We start from the raw sequence: 15,506 nt of genomic DNA on the forward strand, positions 1-15,506 counted from the left end.
GTGCGGGCGGTCAACCGAGGTAGCCGAGGGAGCGCCACCACAGATAGTCGAGCGGAAAGAGGAAAACGATCGTGAGCGCAGCCATCGCGAGCGTGACGCGCGTGCCGTCGCGGATACCGACGCCGCCCAGATGCATCGCGATCATGATCGGCGGGCATTGGTAGGGCAGCAGCACCGTGGAGAAGACCGGCACCTGCAACATCAGCACCGCATACAGCGGCAGACCGCTTGCCTGGGCGAAGTGCTCGGCAAGCGGCGTGAGCACCGCCGGCAGGGCGGGCAAGGTCGAGACGAGTCCGATCGCACTGCCGATCGCCACCAGCCACGCCGCATTCTGCGCGAGATGACCCGGCGTCATGTTGACGGCTTCGAGGCAGGCCTGCGCCAGCCGTTCGCCCAGGCCGGTTTCCGCGACGACCGCGCCCACGCCGAGAAATCCTGCGACATAGACAAGCGGCGTGATGTGCATCTGCTCGGCGAACACCTTGGGCGGGACAATGCCCGTGGCTGGAAGCAGGCAGACAATGGCTGCCGCGACCGAGACCCACGCGGGCGAGATGCCGTGCCAACCGTCGGTCGCGAAGAAGGCGAGCGCGATGAGCAGAATGCCCGACAGCCTGCGTTCGTTAGGCGAGAGCGGGTTGGACGCCTGCGGCGGCGTGACGTTTAACGCATCCGCCTGCGGGAACAGCCTGCAGATGACGGCCACGAGCAGGACCGCCTTGAGCGCGCCGAGGATCGGGAAGTGCAGCAGAAGATACGGCCCGTAATGCAGATGGATGCCGTAGAAGGAATCGGCGGCGCCCAGGAGCACGCTATTGGGGATGTTCGCGGGCAGGATGGTCGTGGGCGGCATATAGCTCGCAGCGGCGACGGTCATCACCAGCCCGGTGCGGCCACGGCTGCCCGGCACAAGGCCGAGGCGGTCCGCCAGCGCGAGCACGATCGGGATCAGGAGCAGAATGCGTCCCGTCGTCGAGGGCATGACGAACGCAAGCCCGACCGATGCGACGGTCACCGAGGCAACATAACGGGCGTAGCCTGCCGAGCGCAGCCCGAACAAACGGCTTGCCAGCCGCGCGCCGAGACCCGTGGTGCGCACGGCAATGCCGGTGACGGCGCCGCCGAACACGAGCCACCACGCCGCCGATTGAAAGCCGGAGAAGATGACGGCCGGCTTGGCCACTTGTAGCAGTACGGCAAGCAGGAAAAAGATGAGGGTGGTGATCGGCTCGGGGAAGATGCCGAAGGCCCACGCCCCGATGGTGAAGAGCACCAGCACTGCCGCCTGCGCGGCGGTCGGGGTGAAGCCCAATGCGCCGCCCCAGTGCGCTGCGGCCCAGAGGGCGGCGGCAAGCACGGCGAAGGCGGCGTATCCCGCGAACTGGAGCAAGCGTTTGCGCAGCGCTTCGCGTTGCTGCATGTCAAGGGCGCTGACGGCCGCCGGGCCGGCAGGCGTGGGCGCACGGGGCGGCTCCTGCCCGGCCGGGGCGCCACGGGAATCGGTCATGAGGCGTTGTCCTGTCTCGTCGTGGTGTTAGGGTGCGGATCGCTTTTGCCGTATCCTAACGGCTCGTGACGTGGCAGAACACCACGCATTCGACAATTATCTACGCGATCATGCCACGCCAGTCTCGCCCCAACGCCGTACCGCCGCGCAATTTCGTACACGGTGGCCGCATTGTATGAGCGCCGGCTGGTTCCTCTACCTGATCGAATGCCGCGGACAGCGGATCTATACCGGCATCGCCGTTGATGTCGAGGCGCGCTTCGCCGCGCACGCGGCAGGCCGGGGGGCGCGCTACACGCGCGCGAATCCGCCTGAGCGCCTGCTCAAGGTCGTCGCCTTCGCCGACCGCGCCGCCGCGTCGCGTGCCGAGTATCGTGTAAAGCGCCTGACGGCCGCGCAAAAGCGCGCCTTTGTCGCAGGCACGCTCGCGGTGGATTTCACCGAGGCGCCAGGCCCGGAATGAGGCCGTCGAAGGCCCGGGAATGGCGTGCTTGCCGGCCGATGACCACAAACTACGGCAGCAAGCGCGCCTGATGGATCATCTTGCGGATATCGCGCGCCATCGGACCGAACTGGCTGCGCGACGGAATCGGCGATACCACCACGACCCAGCTGTCGCCCGGCACTGTCTTCTCCACGACCGTGTAGTAGGCCGATTGTGTGCTGAAGAAATCCGCGATGCCGTCGTGGCTGATGCGATAGCTGCGCTCGCTCGCCCCCGGCTGCAGGAATACTCCGAGGGTGTAGTAGATGTCGCGTCCGCTTGCGATCGGCCCGGGCCGGGTGTCGAGCAGGGTGGTTCGCAAGGCACTCGCGCCGAGCAGCGTCGGGTGCCGCATGTCGAACACACGCCACAATTTCAGCACCGCCGCCGGCGACATGTGCCAGCCCGCGAACGGGGCGAGCAGGTGCCAGTTGTCGGGGATCTTCGCGTCCGTAATGCCGAGCGGCCGGAAGATGCGGGTCTGGCAGAACGTCGCGTAGTCCTCGCCCGACACCGCCTCGATCACCATGCCGAGCAACAGGTACGATACGTTCGAGTAGACGAAGTCCTGTTTGCCGGTGGAATGGTTCGCGTCGCCCGCGTCGAGGTAATTGAAGAAATCCGCATTCCCGCCCACGCGCCGGATGGCCAGCCCGCTATACAGGCCGTTGACGGGATCGTTGAACCCGTTTGTCGGCAACCCGGCGCGGTGGCCGAGCAGACGCCTCACGGTAAGCTCGCGCATCGAAGGATCGAGCGGCTTGCCGTGCTGCTTCGAATAAGTGTCCAGCAGATCGCCGAGCTTTGCGTCGAGCGACAGCTTGCCCTGCTGCACCAGCAAGGCAATGCCGATGGCCGTGACCGATTTCGACAAGCTCGCCATCGGCAACATTTCGCCCACCGTATCGCCCGACGTGGCCGCCTCGAGCGGTGCGGCGCCATCGGATTCGTCGCGCAGCCAGACATGTTTCAGGCCGTACGTGGCTTTCAACTGCGCCAAGCCTTGCTGCAGCGTCGTTTGCCCGATCGGCACCACTGGCGCGATCGGCATCGCGCCCGCTTGCGCGGACAGGGCAACGACGGCGCCATTCTCTTGTGCAAATGCTCCCGCTGCCGTCAGCGCCAGACATAACGCGACGGACCATTGGCCCAACCGTTTCCACATCGTGTCAACTCCCAGTGCGCTCGCCACGTTCTTTAAACTGTTCGCCCCCTTCTTCGGAGTCGAAATGATTTGGGCTGCGCAGGTCTTATAAAACGGCAACAGTCCGAAGCTTAGGACAACTTCGGCTAAATACCTAGTAAAAACCCTGTATTTTACATTAACTTGGCTGTATCGGGCAAAAATTCCCATAGCTTCCCCTTATCCGGCCCGCCGGCCATGACGCTGCGCCGGGACGGAATGACCGCCAGGCGCCGGATTTGGCCTGCCGGCGGGCCCGGTGTAAGCTATCCGTTGCGCCCCGCCCATAGGCCGTCGGCCCGTTTGCCGCCCTGCGGCTGCGCGCCGGCCGAAGGAACGACCGTTTCATGACTGAGCCGTCCAGCGAGCGCGTCCCCCCCGACGCCTCGACCGCTGTACCCGCCGAGCCGGCGGTCGCCGTAGCTGCCGAAGCGGCCGCGTTGCTGCTGCCGCGCTCACTCGCGTCCTGGCGGCGCCTTCCCTGGTCTGCCGCCCGCCCGTGGCTGATCGGCGCGGGCGTGCTGATCCTCGGCGTGCTCGTGATCGATGCCCTGCACCACGTCTTGCGCGATGTCCACTACGACGACATCGTGACCGCCGTTCGTGACACGCCGCCGACACGCCTGGTGCTGGCGCTGCTCGCTACATTGGCCAGTTATGTCGCCTTGATGGGCTACGACGCGTCCGGCCTGCGTTACGCCGGCGCGACCGTAAAGCGCTCGACCGTCGCCCTGACGTCCTTCATCGCCTACGCGCTTGGCAATTCGGTGGGATTGGGCGTGCTGACGGGCGGCACCGTCCGGATGCGCATGTACGCCGCCGCGGGCGTCGACGCGTCGCGCGTGGCGCAAGCCGTTGCGTTCAATGCCGGGGCGTTTGGTCTCGGTATGACCGCCTTCGGCGCGTTGGGCCTGCTCTGGGGGGCGCCGCGCGTGGCCGAGTTGACCCACATGAGCGCCGGCGTCTTGCAGCTCGTTGCGGTCCTGGTGCTGGCGGGGGTGGCGGCGTTCATCGTGCTGTGCCTGCGCCGCCGCACGGTGATGATTGCAGGCCGCTGGCCGTTGCGTTTGCCTCCGGCGGGCCTGGCGGTGCGCCAGTTGCTGATCTCTGCGGCGGATTTGTCGGCGGCGGCGGCAGCGCTGTGGTGTCTGTTGCCGGCGGGCGTCGTCGATCTGCCAACGTTCGTTGCCTTCTACGCCATTGCCATGGCCCTTGGCGTGCTGAGTCACGTGCCGGGCGGCGTCGGCGTGTTCGAGGCAGTGATCCTGCTCGCTTGCGGTGGACACGCGCCCATCGGCCAGTTGGCCGGCGCCCTGGTGTTGTACCGCGCGATCTATTTCCTGTTGCCGCTGGTGCTGGCGGCCTTGCTGCTGGCGAGTTTCGAATTACGGAGCGGATCCGCCGCACCGATCGGCCGCGCCGCCGTGCGCCTGTTCCCGGGACTGTTGGCGGCGCTGACGCTTGTCGCGGGGGTGATGTTGCTGATCTCGGGCGTGACGCCGGCGACGGGCGAGGCGGAGCAGTTTCTGCGGCGGCATGTACCGCTGTTTCTCGTCGAACTGTCGCATTTGATCGGCAGCGTGGCGGGGCTGGCCATGCTGTTTCTCGCACGCGGCCTGCTGCATCGGCTCGACGCCGCATGGTGGGGCTCGCTCGGCCTGACGGTCGTCGCGGCAGTCCTTGCGCTGCCCAAGGGCATCGCCTTGTCGGAAATGCTGGTGCTGTGCACGCTGGCCTTTCTGCTGCTGGTGTCGCGCAAGCAGTTCGATCGCCGCTCGTCGCTGTTTACGCAATCGTTCGAGCCAGGCTGGCTGATTGCGGTGGCGAGCGTGATTGGCGCGTGTACCTGGATCATGTTCCTGGCTTACCGGCAGGTCGCGTACGCGAATCAATTGTGGTGGCAGTTCACGTTCGACGGAGACGCGCCGCGTTCGATGCGCGCGCTCATGGCCGTGGCGATGATGGGACTGGGCCTCAGCCTGTGGCAGTTGCTGCGCCAGTCGGCCGGAGTGTCAGTGCGCGCGAGTGAGGCGGACCTCGCGCGGGCGGCGGAAATCATCCGCAAGCAGCCGGCCGCCGACGCTTGCCTGGCGCTGATGGGCGACAAGGCCTTGCTGTTCTCGCCTTCGGGCAACGCGTTCATCATGTACGCGAAGCGCGGCCGATCGTGGGTGTCGCTGTCCGATCCGGTCGGCGCGCAGAAGGAGTGGCCGGAGCTGATCTGGCGGTTCATCGAACTGGCCGATGCGCACGGCGGACGCGCCGCGTTCTACAAGGCGCGTCCAAATGCGTTGCCCCTGTATATCGACGCCGGATTGCGGGCCTACAAGCTGGGCGAGGAAGCTTATGTGACATTGCCGGACTTCAGCCTGCAGGGTTCGCGGCGCGCCAATTTGCGGCATGGCGTGTCGCGCGCGGAACGTGAGGGATTGCAGTTCGAGATCGTCGAGCCGGACGAGATGGCGCCCTTCCTGCCCGAGTTGCGGCGTATCTCGGAGGCGTGGCTCGCGAAACACCACGCGCGGGAGAAGGGATTTTCGCTCGGCGCGTTTGACGAAGCGTACGTGCAGCGGCAACCGGTCGCGCTTGTGCGCCGTGCGTCGCGCATCGTGGCATTTGCAACGCTGATGTGCCCGGAGGTGCAGCGCATCGAGGCGAGCATCGACCTGATGCGCCAGACGCCGGACGCGCCCCCGGGCACAATGGACTTCATGTTCGCGCAGTTGATGTTGCATTTCAAGGCCCTCGGCTACCAGCGTTTCGGCCTGGGCATGGCCCCGATGTCGGGCATGGTGACGCACCAGCTCGCGCCGCGCTGGCAACGATTTGGCCGCATGATGTTCGCGTATGGCGGGCGGTTCTACAATTTCCGCGGGTTGCGCAGCTTCAAGGACAAGTTCGACCCGGATTGGGAGGCGCGTTACCTGATGACGCCCGGCGGATTGGCGCCGATGCTGACGCTGGCGGATGTCGCGGCATTGGTGGGCGGCGGCTGGAAGGGGATGATCACGAAATGACGGTAGCCGCGCGCAGGCGTTCGCCGCGAGGGCAGTTCGGGGAGAGGCAAGAGATGAAGCGCGCCGCATGGCTGGTGGGACTGGGAGTGATGTTCGGCGCGGGTGCGGCCATGGCGGCGCCCGAGCTTGTCTCGCATGGCCGCTTTGAAAACGTTCCTGTATTTCACCCGCAAGGCGAGCCGAACGGCACGGTGCTGTTCCTCTCCGACGCGGGTGGCTGGACGCCGCGCGCGGAACGCATGGCGCGCGCATTGACCGAAACGGGTGCGCTCGTTGCCGGCATCGACACGGCGCGCCTGATGGGGAATTTCGATAGCGATCCCGGCAAATGCGTGTTCCCGTCCGGCGATCTCGACAATTTCGGACGTTTCCTCGAAGCCTACGAAAAGCTTTCGGCGTATACGCCGCCGTTGCTGGTCGGCGATGGGGTTGGCGGCACGCTCGCCTATGCGATGCTGGCCCAAGCGCCGGCCGAGACATTCTCCGGGGCGCTTTCTGTCGACTTCTGCCCCGTGCTGCAGATGAAAAAGCCGCTATGCCAGGGCGAGAACGTCTATTTCCAGCGCGGTGTCCCCGGGGCGGGCGTGAGCTTGCTGCCTGCGCCCGCGTTGCCCGCGCCGTGGCTGGTGATGTCCGGCCCGGCGGGGCGGCCGGGGGGCCATCCGATGTCGTGCACGGACCGCGCGGCGCAATCGTTCTCGGCGCGCGTGGCGGGTGCGAGCTGGGTCGTCGGCGGGCTTGCGGGGGGATTGACCGGCACGGCCCTTGAGGACAGCGTACCCGCCAGTCCTGTGCTGGCCGACTGGATAACGCAATACAAGAACGCTTTCCAGCGGCTGAACGCACACCATCCGCCCGGTACGGCGAAGCCTCCGGCGGCGGTATCGGACCTGCCGGTCATCGAGATTCCGGCGTCGGGCGCCGCGCCGGCCGACATGGCCGATACCTTCGCGATCCTCTGGTCCGGCGACGGCGGATGGGCGGGGCTGGACCGGGAGGTGGCCGGGGCGCTGTCGGCGCGCGGTGTGCCGGTGGTCGGCGTGGATTCGCTGCGGTACTTCTGGTCGGCGCGCACGCCGGCGTCGGGCGGGCTCGATCTGGATCGTCTCATCCGCTTCTATGAGGCTCGCTGGCGCAAACGCCGCGTGCTCCTGATCGGCTATTCGCAGGGCGCCGACGTACTGCCGTTCATGATCAACCGCGTGCCGGCGGCCACGCGCCAGCATATTGCGCTGGCGGTGCTGATGGGGCTCGGGCAAAAGGCGGATTTCGAGTTCCGTATGACCAACTGGGTGATGTCGAGCCAGAACGGCTTGCCGATTCGTCCCGAAGTGGAGCGCTTGCCGGCCGGGCTGGCGATGTGCGTCTACGGCGTGGAGGAGACCGACAGCAACTGCCCGTCGCTCGATCCGAAGCGGGCGAAGATCGTGAAGCTGCCGGGCGGTCATCATTTCGATGGGGATTACCGCAAGTTGGCGCAATTGATTCTCGACGGGGTCAAGGGGCGGTGATATCCGGCCGGTTCGCTCTCGCCGCACGCGCCGAGGGCGCCGTCTCTTAGCCTGCCTTGCCATTCCCACGGCCGCTCCGTACACTGCCGCGAGTTTTCCTATCCATCCCGCTTCAAAAACCATCAGGAGAAAATCACATGGCGGAGGGTTATTTCCCGGCGTGGCGCCGAACGACCGGTGCGTCGAACGGCATCGTCGCGCCCGATGAGCGGCTGGGCTGGCCGCAGACCGTCGCAATGGGCGTGCAGCACGTCGTCGCAATGTTCGGCTCGACGGTCCTCGCGCCGCTGCTGATGGGCTTCGATCCGAATCTCGCGATCCTGATGTCCGGCATCGGCACGCTGTTGTTCTTCGTGCTCGTGGGCGGACGCATTCCCAGTTACCTCGGCTCCAGTTTCTCGTTCATCGGTCTCGTCATTTCAGTGACCGGTTACGCGGGCGGCGGCATAAACGCCAACATCCCCGTCGCGCTCGGCGGGATCATCGCTTGCGGCGTCGTCTACGCCATCATCGGACTGATTGTGATGGCCGTCGGCACGCGCTGGATCGAAACGCTGATGCCGCCGGTGGTCACCGGAGCGGTGGTGGCCGTCATCGGACTGAACCTTGCGCCCGTCGCGGTCAAGGGCGTATCGGGCAGCAACTTCGACACGTGGATGGCACTTGCGACCGTCCTGTGCGTTGGCATCGTGGCGGTGTTCGCGCACGGCATGGTGCAGCGCCTGCTGATTCTCGTCGGGCTGGTGCTGGCGTATGCGCTGTATGCAGTCCTGACAAACGGCATGGGGATGGCCAGGCCGATCGACTTTTCGATCGTGGCCAACGCCGCCTGGTTCGGCATGCCGCATTTTTCGGCACCGGTCTTCAAGCCTCAGGCGATGGTGCTGCTTGCGCCGATCGCGATCATTCTCGTGGCCGAGAATCTGGGGCACATCAAGGCCGTGTCGGCCATGACGGGGCAGAATCTCGATCGCTACATGGGACGCGCATTTGTCGGCGACGGCATTGCGACCATCGTGTCGGGCAGTGTTGGCGGGACTGGCGTGACGACCTATGCGGAAAATATCGGCGTGATGGCCGTCACGAAGATCTATTCGACGCTTGTATTTGCCGTCGCGGCGGTGATCGCGCTGCTGCTCGGTTTCTCGCCGAAGTTCGGTGCGGTGATCCAGACGATCCCGGGCCCCGTGCTCGGCGGTGTGTCGATCGTCGTGTTCGGGTTGATCACGGTGGCCGGCGCGCGCATCTGGGTGCAGAACAAGGTCGATTTTTCGGACAACCGCAATCTGATCGTCGCCGCCGTGACGCTGGTGCTGGGCGCCGGCGATTTCACGCTGAAGTTCGGCAGCTTTTCGCTGGGCGGCATCGGGACGGCCACGTTCGGCGCCATCATCCTGTACGCCTTGCTGCGCGGCCGCGCCAGCTCGGTGCCCGCCGCGATGTAGTGTCCGGCGCGCGCCCCAACTTCACGTCAATCCGGTGCGCGTGGTAAACTACGCGCTCTCAAGACTTGGCCGTACCCGCGACGGCCGTGCCTGTTCGACTGCGACAGGCCGTCTTGCCGGCGAATGCCCGGCGCGCCCTTGAGGCGAGCGCCGCGTGCGCGCCCTACGCGGGCCTTCCACTCCAAAAATAATCTCGATTTCGCGCGGGGCAGTGTGGTCCGCGCCATTGGTCTTTATATGTCTTTTGAATCGCTCGGCTTGTCCGAGGACATTTTGCGTGCCGTAGCCGACCTCGGCTACACCAGTCCGACTCCCATTCAGCAACAAGCCATCCCTGCCGTGCTCGGCGGCGGCGATCTGCTCGCCGGCGCGCAAACCGGCACGGGCAAGACCGCCGGCTTCACGCTGCCGATCCTGCAGCAACTGTCGCACCGGCCGCGTCCATCGGGCAGCAAGCGCGTCGTGCGCGCGCTTGTGCTTACGCCCACGCGCGAACTCGCGGCACAGGTAGAAGAAAGCGTTACGCAATACGGCAAGTACCTCAAGCTGAACTCCATGACGGTGTTCGGCGGCGTCAGCATGGTGCCCCAGGTCAAGCAACTCTCGCGCGGTGTCGATATTCTCGTCGCCACGCCGGGCCGTTTGCTCGACCACATGCAGCAAAAGACGATCGATCTGTCGCACGTCGAGATCCTGGTGCTCGACGAAGCCGACCGCATGCTCGACATGGGCTTCATCCGCGACATCAAGAAGGTGCTCGCGGTACTGCCCGCGCATCGTCAGAACCTGTTGTTCTCGGCGACGTTCTCGGATGAGATCAAGCAATTGGCCGACGGTCTGCTCAAGTCGCCGGCGCTGATCGAAGTCGCCCGCCGCAACACGACGGCGGAAACCGTCGCGCAGAAGATCCACCCGGTCGATCGTGATCGCAAGCGTGAGTTGCTCGAACACTTGATCACGCGCTCGAACTGGTTTCAGGTGCTGGTGTTCACGCGCACGAAACACGGCGCGAACCGTCTGGCCGAACAGTTGACGAAGGGCGGCATTCCGGCGCTCGCGATTCACGGCAACAAGAGCCAGGGCGCGCGTACGCGTGCGCTCGCCGAGTTCAAGAGCGGTACGCTGCAAGTGCTGGTCGCCACGGACATCGCCGCGCGCGGCATCGATATCGACCAACTCCCTCACGTGGTCAACTTCGATCTGCCGGAAGTGGCGGAAGATTACGTTCACCGCATCGGCCGCACCGGCCGCGCGGGTGCAAACGGCGAAGCGGTGTCGCTGGTGTGCGTTGACGAACACCAGTTGCTTGCGCAGATCGAAAAACTGATCAAGCGCACGATCGAGCGCGAAGTCATCGACGGTTTCGTGCCGGATCCGCACGCGGTGGCGCAGCCGATTCGCAAGGCCCCGCAAGGCCAGGGCCGTGGCCAGGGCGGTGGCCGCAATGCGCCGCCCTCGCGCGCACCGCGTGAATCGCGCGAACCCCGTCAGGGCGGCGCCCAACAAGGACGTGGCCGTAACGGCGGCGGCAATGGCGCTGGCAGCGTCGCTGGTGGGCGGGGCGAGGGCGGCGGTAAGGGAGGCGGTAACGGTAGCGGAACTGGCGGCGCGCAAACGCGCGGTCAACCGCCGCGCCGTTCGGAAGGCGCCCGCACCAGCGCGCCGCGTCCGCATGGCACGCCGGCCGCGCAACCGCAGCGTGAAGGCCGCGAGGGCCGTGGCGGCAACGACCGCGCAGAACGCGGCGGCCGTGACGCTCGCAGCGCCAATGCCCCCCGCCGCGATGGCGTGGGCGGCGCGCTGCTGATGGGCAAGGCCAAACGCGGCTAAGAGCGGGCGGCGCGCGCCCGTTCCGGTGTGTCCGCGATGCAACGGCGTGACTCGCCGTTGCCGCGGGCATTTGCCTTTCCGCGTTCCATCGCCTACAACTCCGATATACCGCTCGCGACATGCGCCCCACAGGCGCAGTGCCGCAAGCCCGGTCCGGCCGCCGTTGCAGGGTCCATGTGCCGGCAATCGAGAGGCGGGGAAGTGGGGCGGGAAGCGGGGCGGGGAAGCGGGGCGATGAGGCGAAATCAGGCAGTGTCTGCCATTCCCCGGGCCCAACCCGGTAGAATTCGCATCACGGCGCCCGTCCGTGTCCCTATCCTCCGCTTGCCCACAGGGCGCCCTTCTCCGGCGAAGGCTGTCGCATCCGACGGCGCACGCGCGAAGGACGAGCGAGCGGTCAGGAGTTGCAAGCAATGCTGAGAAAAAATCCGCGTGGGGACTACCCCATCGTGCATGAGTCGTCGTTTGTCGATCCCACCGCGATCCTGTGCGGGCTGGTTATCGTTGGCGAGAACGTGTTCATTGGCCCGTATGCCGTGATTCGCGCCGACGAGGTCGACGAAAATGGCGCCATGGAGCCGGTGGTGATTGGCGCCAATTCGAACATTCAGGACGGGGTCGTGATCCACTCGAAAGACGGCGCACGTGTGACGATCGGCGAGAACACGTCGATCGCCCATCGTTCGATCGTGCACGGACCGTGTGCGATCGGCAATAACGTGTTCATCGGCTTCAATTCCGTACTGTTCAATTGTGTCGTGCACGACGGTGTCGTGGTGCGTCACAACAGCGTCATCGACGGCCGCGACATTCCGTCGAACTTCTACATTCCGTCCACCACGCACATCAGCCGCGACACGGATCTCTCGACGATCCCGAAGGTGACTGTCGATGCGCGCGAGTTTTCCGAGTCGGTGTCGCGCACCAACAATGAGTTGGCGCGCGCCTACCGTCGCATCCAGAACGAGTTCTAGGAGTCGTCATGTCTCTCAGCGTCAACGGTATTGTCATCGACTCGCGCACCCTGGCAGAGGAAATCGACCATCACCGCGACGTCGCCGATCCCGAAATCGCCGCGCAACGTGCGCTGGTCACGCGTGAGTTGCTGAGGCAGCGCGCCCGCGAACTGAAGTTGCTGGGGGAAACCGCGCTGGGAGACATTTCCGACGAGGCACTTGTCGATGCGTTATTTGCGCGCGACGTTCAAGTGCGTCGTCCGACGATGGACGAGTGCCGCGCATATTTCGCCGAACACGCCGCGCAGTTCCGGCAGGGCGATCGTGTGCAGGCAAGCCATATCCTGTTCGCGCTTTCGGGGGCGGTGCCGTTGGCCGCCACGCTCGCACGTGCGCAGGAAGCGCTCGACGCCGTGCTGGTGGAGCCGGCATTGTTCGAGGGACTCGCGCGGCGGCTGTCGGACTGCCCATCGGGGCGCGAGGGTGGGAGCCTTGGCATGCTGATGCGCGGCCACAGCGTCGCGCCCGAATTCGAACTCGTGCTGTTCTCCGGTGACCGACTGGGCATCGTTCCGCGGCTCGTCAATACACGCTACGGATTCCATATCGTGCGTATCGAGCGCCGTGTGAAAGGACATATGCCGGCCTTCGAGGCCGTGGCCGAACGCATCGCGGCCGAACTCTATCACCAGGCTCGCCAACGTGCGCTGCGTCACTATGTCGCCTTGCTGGCGGGGGCGGCAGACATCAGCGGTACAGCCGGACCGTCGTTCCTCCAATAGGCGGGCGCGGGTTCGCGCTCGCGTTGTTGCGTCACACCGGCTACTGTCCCGCGGGGCGCCCGTACGTCGCCACGAAGGTGGCGCGTGCGATTGTGTGCGCTTCGATTTCCCTCACCAGTTCGCTGGGCGGCAGGTTCATTTCGAACTTGCGGCCGTCGTTGTCGAGCGCGTAGAGCGTGACGATGTAGTGATGCGCCGCATCGCCGACGGGCGGACAGGGGCCGCGGTAGCCTGCATCGCCGAAGTCGGTCCGGCCTTCGCGCGCGCCGAGCCTGGTCAGTTCCCCGTGCGAACTTGCGTTCTCCTGGAGCTGCGACGTTTTCGCCGGGATACCGGTGGCGATCCAATGCCACCAGCCTTTGCCGCCGCGGGCGTCAGTGTCATACACCGATACGGCGAACGCCCTCGTGCCGGCGGGGGAGTGCTGCCAGGCGAGTGGCGGCGAATGATTCGCCCCGGTGCAGCCGTAGCGATTGTTGACCAGCGCAGCGGGCAGCGTGCCGCCGTCGGCCACGGTGGGACTCGTCAGGGTGAACTCTGTCGCCGCAGCCCTGGCGGGCGTCTGCGCGCAAGTCGGGAGCGCCAACGCGCCGCAAAACGCGGCGGCGGCGAGTCCGGTAGCGAATCGGGCGCATGTGCGTGATGCGGTAGCCGGATCGGTCATGACACCTCCTCTTGCCTTCAAGCCGTCAGTTCGAGCGTGAGCGTATCGATCGTGAACGAGCCGTCCGGCTGGATCTGGTAGTGGGTGCGCACGTCGTCTGCCATGGCAATCCATTCGCCGACGGCGTAATTGCGCACATGAGAAGTGTCGCGCAAAACCTCCACGGCTTGCAAATACGTGTCGAGCAGCGGCTGGCCTGTGGAGACCACGTCGCAGATCACGACCCGGCCGCCCGGCCTGAGCACCCGGCGCATTTCCCGCAATGTTGGGGCTTCATTCGGTGCCGCCCGTTCGCCGGGGCTCGGCGAACGCTTGCCGTTTCGCGTGTCCGGGCATAACGACGTCAAGCTCGTGATGTTGCTGGCGCAGCCTGACGAGGACTGATCAGTCGCCGACGATGCCGTACTCGACCGGGACCTTGACGTAGAAGACCTTCACGTTCTCGGTGCGGAGCGTTTCCATGAAGCGGACCAGCTCGTCGGCGGAAAGCGCCATCGTCACTTCGACGGGTTGTTCCGCGAGCTCGAAGAAGCGGGCGAGATGCAACCGCCGGCTACGCCCGAAACCTTCCTCGCCCCGCAGCACGGTGCAGCCAGCGACGCCAAGTTTGCGGGCCGTTTCCACCAGCCAGTCGGCCAGCGGCCGATGCGCATGGTGCTGGGTTTCCTGGAAAAAGAGCGTGAGCTGATAGCCTTCCATGACGAACCTCCTTCTCGCCCGGCTTCCCGGGCGGGGACGCGACTTCACGTGTGGCGCGGCCATCCCGCGACGAGCGCGACCGTGGCCATGCCGAGTATCGTCATGACGAGCGAGCCGATGACGTGCGCGGCGACGGCGCCCACGGCCCAGCCAAAACGGCCGTTCTGGAGCAGTGTGGTGACTTCCGCGGAAAATGTCGAGAAGGTGGTCAGTCCCCCGAGAAAGCCGGTGATGACGAACAGCCGCCATTCCGCAGGTATTCCGGGCCACTGGCCGAACACTGCGACGGCCAGGCCGATCATGTAGCCGCCGCCAAGGTTTGCGACAAGCGTGCCGAGCGGCACGGTAGGGAAAAAGGTATTGAGTTGCAGGGCAAGGAACCAGCGCAGCAACGCGCCTAACGCGGCGCCGGCGCTGATGGCGGCAATCGATGCAAACATGCATGATCCTAAGGGTCAACGGGAGCCGCGGGGCGTTCGCGGGGCGTTTCGAGTGTAGCACGCAGCCATCTGCCGCCGACTGTCTGTCACCGCGGCCTGGTCTGTTGTCTAAATTTTTGGACAAAGCAGGGGTGGGCTGTGGCATAATTCCCGGTTAGGCACTTGTCGCGCCGTGTTGTCTATGCGGCCGCCTGTCGGTCCCCCGCGGAGAGCGGCCGGCCGACCCGATCATCCGGTTGCGTCGTCCCGCAACAAGCAAAGGATCTGTCCATGATAGGCATCGACCGTCAAACGATTTCCGACATCACCGCCAAAATTCTTCTTGAAGTTGGCGCGGTGCATTTCAACGCAGAGAAGCCGTATATCTTCACGTCCGGCTGGGCCAGCCCGGTCTACACGGACTGCCGCAAGCTGATTTCGTACCCGCGCGTTCGCCGCACGCTGATGGACCTGGCCGAAGCGGTGATCATCCAGGACATCGGCTGCGAGCAGTTCGACACGGTGGCCGGCGGTGAAACGGCCGGCATCCCGTTCGCCGCGTGGATCGCCGACAAGCTGATGTTGCCGATGCAGTACGTTCGCAAAAAGCCGAAGGGTTTCGGCCGCAACGCGCAGATCGAAGGCGATCTGCCGGAGGGCTCGCGCGTGTTGCTGGTGGAGGATTTGACGACCGACGGCCGTAGCAAGATCAATTTCTGCAAGGCGTTGCGTGAAGCGGGCGCGAGCGTGAATCACGTGTTCGTGATTTTCCACTACGACATCTTCCCGGAAAGCCGTCAAGTGCTGAAGGACATCGACGTGAACCTGCATTCGCTGGCCACGTGGTGGGATGTCCTGCGCGTCGCCAAGGCGCAGAATCACTTCGACACGAAGACGCTCGACGAGGTCGAGAAATTCCTGCATGCACCGGCCGAGTGGTCGGGCAAGCACGGCGGCGCTACGGCGTTCCCGAAGGACTGAGGCCGCGCTTCGCGGTTGAGTTCCG

General features: G+C 65.5%; 14 protein-coding genes and 1 pseudogene. 9 read left to right on the plus strand and 6 right to left on the minus strand.

Annotated features, from left to right (window positions below):
• Positions 1 to 10 precede the first annotated feature (10 nt).
• On the minus strand, positions 11 to 1,510 hold the full coding sequence (locus tag PTE30175_RS21230) for an SLC13 family permease (protein ID WP_224788907.1): 1,500 nt from the start codon (positions 1,508 to 1,510) through the stop codon (positions 11 to 13).
• A 175-nt stretch (positions 1,511 to 1,685) separates the two neighbouring features.
• Here PTE30175_RS21230 and PTE30175_RS21235 point away from each other — a divergent pair, with 175 nt between their 5' ends.
• On the plus strand, positions 1,686 to 1,973 hold the full coding sequence (locus PTE30175_RS21235; protein WP_150699054.1) for a GIY-YIG nuclease family protein: 288 nt from the start codon (positions 1,686 to 1,688) through the stop codon (positions 1,971 to 1,973).
• A gap of 49 nt (positions 1,974 to 2,022) precedes the next feature.
• Here the strand turns inward: PTE30175_RS21235 and PTE30175_RS21240 are convergent, their stop codons facing one another.
• Positions 2,023 to 3,159 (minus strand): serine hydrolase domain-containing protein, encoded by a 1,137-nt coding sequence (locus PTE30175_RS21240; protein ID WP_191629161.1) that lies wholly within the window; start codon positions 3,157 to 3,159, stop codon positions 2,023 to 2,025.
• Between the two features lie 365 nt (positions 3,160 to 3,524).
• On the opposite strand from PTE30175_RS21240, the gene mprF reads away from it, so the two are divergent.
• The 6 genes from mprF (at position 3,525) to PTE30175_RS21270 (ending at position 12,718) form a co-directional block, all read left to right on the plus strand.
• Positions 3,525 to 6,194 carry a bifunctional lysylphosphatidylglycerol flippase/synthetase MprF gene (mprF, locus tag PTE30175_RS21245; protein WP_150699056.1) on the plus strand — a complete coding sequence of 890 codons (2,670 nt, stop codon included), beginning with the start codon at positions 3,525 to 3,527 and terminating at the stop codon, positions 6,192 to 6,194.
• Positions 6,195 to 6,247: 53 nt separating this feature from the next.
• A complete protein-coding gene (locus PTE30175_RS21250; protein ID WP_150699057.1) occupies positions 6,248 to 7,705 on the plus strand; it encodes a virulence factor family protein in 1,458 nt (485 codons plus the stop codon).
• A 137-nt stretch (positions 7,706 to 7,842) separates the two neighbouring features.
• Complete coding sequence (locus PTE30175_RS21255) at positions 7,843 to 9,150, plus strand: solute carrier family 23 protein (protein ID WP_150699058.1); 1,308 nt, start codon at positions 7,843 to 7,845, stop codon at positions 9,148 to 9,150.
• Positions 9,151 to 9,387: 237 nt separating this feature from the next.
• Positions 9,388 to 10,980 (plus strand): DEAD/DEAH box helicase, encoded by a 1,593-nt coding sequence (locus PTE30175_RS21260; RefSeq protein ID WP_150699059.1) that lies wholly within the window; start codon positions 9,388 to 9,390, stop codon positions 10,978 to 10,980.
• Between the two features lie 413 nt (positions 10,981 to 11,393).
• Complete coding sequence (locus PTE30175_RS21265) at positions 11,394 to 11,954, plus strand: gamma carbonic anhydrase family protein (protein WP_150699060.1); 561 nt, start codon at positions 11,394 to 11,396, stop codon at positions 11,952 to 11,954.
• Between the two features lie 8 nt (positions 11,955 to 11,962).
• On the plus strand, positions 11,963 to 12,718 hold the full coding sequence (locus tag PTE30175_RS21270) for a peptidylprolyl isomerase (protein ID WP_150699061.1): 756 nt from the start codon (positions 11,963 to 11,965) through the stop codon (positions 12,716 to 12,718).
• Positions 12,719 to 12,758: 40 nt separating this feature from the next.
• On the opposite strand, the gene PTE30175_RS21275 is transcribed toward PTE30175_RS21270, so the two are convergent.
• Together PTE30175_RS21275 and PTE30175_RS21280 are read right to left on the minus strand one after the other, a co-directional pair.
• Positions 12,759 to 13,382, minus strand: coding sequence for a YbhB/YbcL family Raf kinase inhibitor-like protein (locus PTE30175_RS21275; protein ID WP_191629162.1), 624 nt, complete (start codon positions 13,380 to 13,382; stop codon positions 12,759 to 12,761).
• 17 nt (positions 13,383 to 13,399) lie between these two features.
• A pseudogene (locus tag PTE30175_RS21280) lies at positions 13,400 to 13,645 on the minus strand (SAM-dependent methyltransferase); the annotation flags it as partial.
• On the opposite strand from PTE30175_RS21280, the gene PTE30175_RS28320 reads away from it, so the two are divergent.
• Positions 13,581 to 13,766: a hypothetical protein gene (locus PTE30175_RS28320; protein ID WP_191629164.1), complete on the plus strand. Its 186-nt coding sequence runs from the start codon at positions 13,581 to 13,583 to the stop codon at positions 13,764 to 13,766. The pseudogene PTE30175_RS21280 and the gene PTE30175_RS28320 overlap by 65 nt on opposite strands.
• On the opposite strand, the gene PTE30175_RS21285 is transcribed toward PTE30175_RS28320, so the two are convergent.
• Positions 13,767 to 14,081 carry a DUF190 domain-containing protein gene (locus PTE30175_RS21285; RefSeq protein WP_150699063.1) on the minus strand — a complete coding sequence of 105 codons (315 nt, stop codon included), beginning with the start codon at positions 14,079 to 14,081 and terminating at the stop codon, positions 13,767 to 13,769.
• A 44-nt stretch (positions 14,082 to 14,125) separates the two neighbouring features.
• Complete coding sequence (gene crcB, locus PTE30175_RS21290; RefSeq protein ID WP_150699064.1) at positions 14,126 to 14,521, minus strand: fluoride efflux transporter CrcB; 396 nt, start codon at positions 14,519 to 14,521, stop codon at positions 14,126 to 14,128.
• Between the two features lie 270 nt (positions 14,522 to 14,791).
• Here crcB and PTE30175_RS21295 point away from each other — a divergent pair, with 270 nt between their 5' ends.
• Positions 14,792 to 15,481: an orotate phosphoribosyltransferase gene (locus PTE30175_RS21295; protein ID WP_150699065.1), complete on the plus strand. Its 690-nt coding sequence runs from the start codon at positions 14,792 to 14,794 to the stop codon at positions 15,479 to 15,481.
• The last annotated feature ends 25 nt before the right edge of the window (positions 15,482 to 15,506 follow it).

The organism is Pandoraea terrae (assembly GCF_902459695.1).
GTDB lineage: Bacteria > Pseudomonadota > Gammaproteobacteria > Burkholderiales > Burkholderiaceae > Pandoraea > Pandoraea terrae.

What these genes read in the sequence shown, in the direction of transcription:
- PTE30175_RS21250 (WP_150699057.1), top strand. Translation starts at nt 6,248, where the DNA reads ATGAAGCGCGCCGCATGGCTGGTGGGACTGGGAGTGATGTTCGGCGCG.
- PTE30175_RS21295 (WP_150699065.1), top strand. Translation starts at nt 14,792, where the DNA reads ATGATAGGCATCGACCGTCAAACGATTTCCGACATCACCGCCAAAATT.
- mprF (WP_150699056.1), top strand. Translation starts at nt 3,525, where the DNA reads ATGACTGAGCCGTCCAGCGAGCGCGTCCCCCCCGACGCCTCGACCGCT.
- PTE30175_RS21275 (WP_191629162.1), bottom strand. Translation starts at nt 13,382, where the DNA reads ATGACCGATCCGGCTACCGCATCACGCACATGCGCCCGATTCGCTACC.
- PTE30175_RS21255 (WP_150699058.1), top strand. Translation starts at nt 7,843, where the DNA reads ATGGCGGAGGGTTATTTCCCGGCGTGGCGCCGAACGACCGGTGCGTCG.
- PTE30175_RS21260 (WP_150699059.1), top strand. Translation starts at nt 9,388, where the DNA reads ATGTCTTTTGAATCGCTCGGCTTGTCCGAGGACATTTTGCGTGCCGTA.
- PTE30175_RS21240 (WP_191629161.1), bottom strand. Translation starts at nt 3,159, where the DNA reads ATGTGGAAACGGTTGGGCCAATGGTCCGTCGCGTTATGTCTGGCGCTG.
- PTE30175_RS21230 (WP_224788907.1), bottom strand. Translation starts at nt 1,510, where the DNA reads ATGACCGATTCCCGTGGCGCCCCGGCCGGGCAGGAGCCGCCCCGTGCG.
- PTE30175_RS21235 (WP_150699054.1), top strand. Translation starts at nt 1,686, where the DNA reads ATGAGCGCCGGCTGGTTCCTCTACCTGATCGAATGCCGCGGACAGCGG.
- PTE30175_RS21270 (WP_150699061.1), top strand. Translation starts at nt 11,963, where the DNA reads ATGTCTCTCAGCGTCAACGGTATTGTCATCGACTCGCGCACCCTGGCA.
- PTE30175_RS21265 (WP_150699060.1), top strand. Translation starts at nt 11,394, where the DNA reads ATGCTGAGAAAAAATCCGCGTGGGGACTACCCCATCGTGCATGAGTCG.
- crcB (WP_150699064.1), bottom strand. Translation starts at nt 14,521, where the DNA reads ATGTTTGCATCGATTGCCGCCATCAGCGCCGGCGCCGCGTTAGGCGCG.
- PTE30175_RS21285 (WP_150699063.1), bottom strand. Translation starts at nt 14,081, where the DNA reads ATGGAAGGCTATCAGCTCACGCTCTTTTTCCAGGAAACCCAGCACCAT.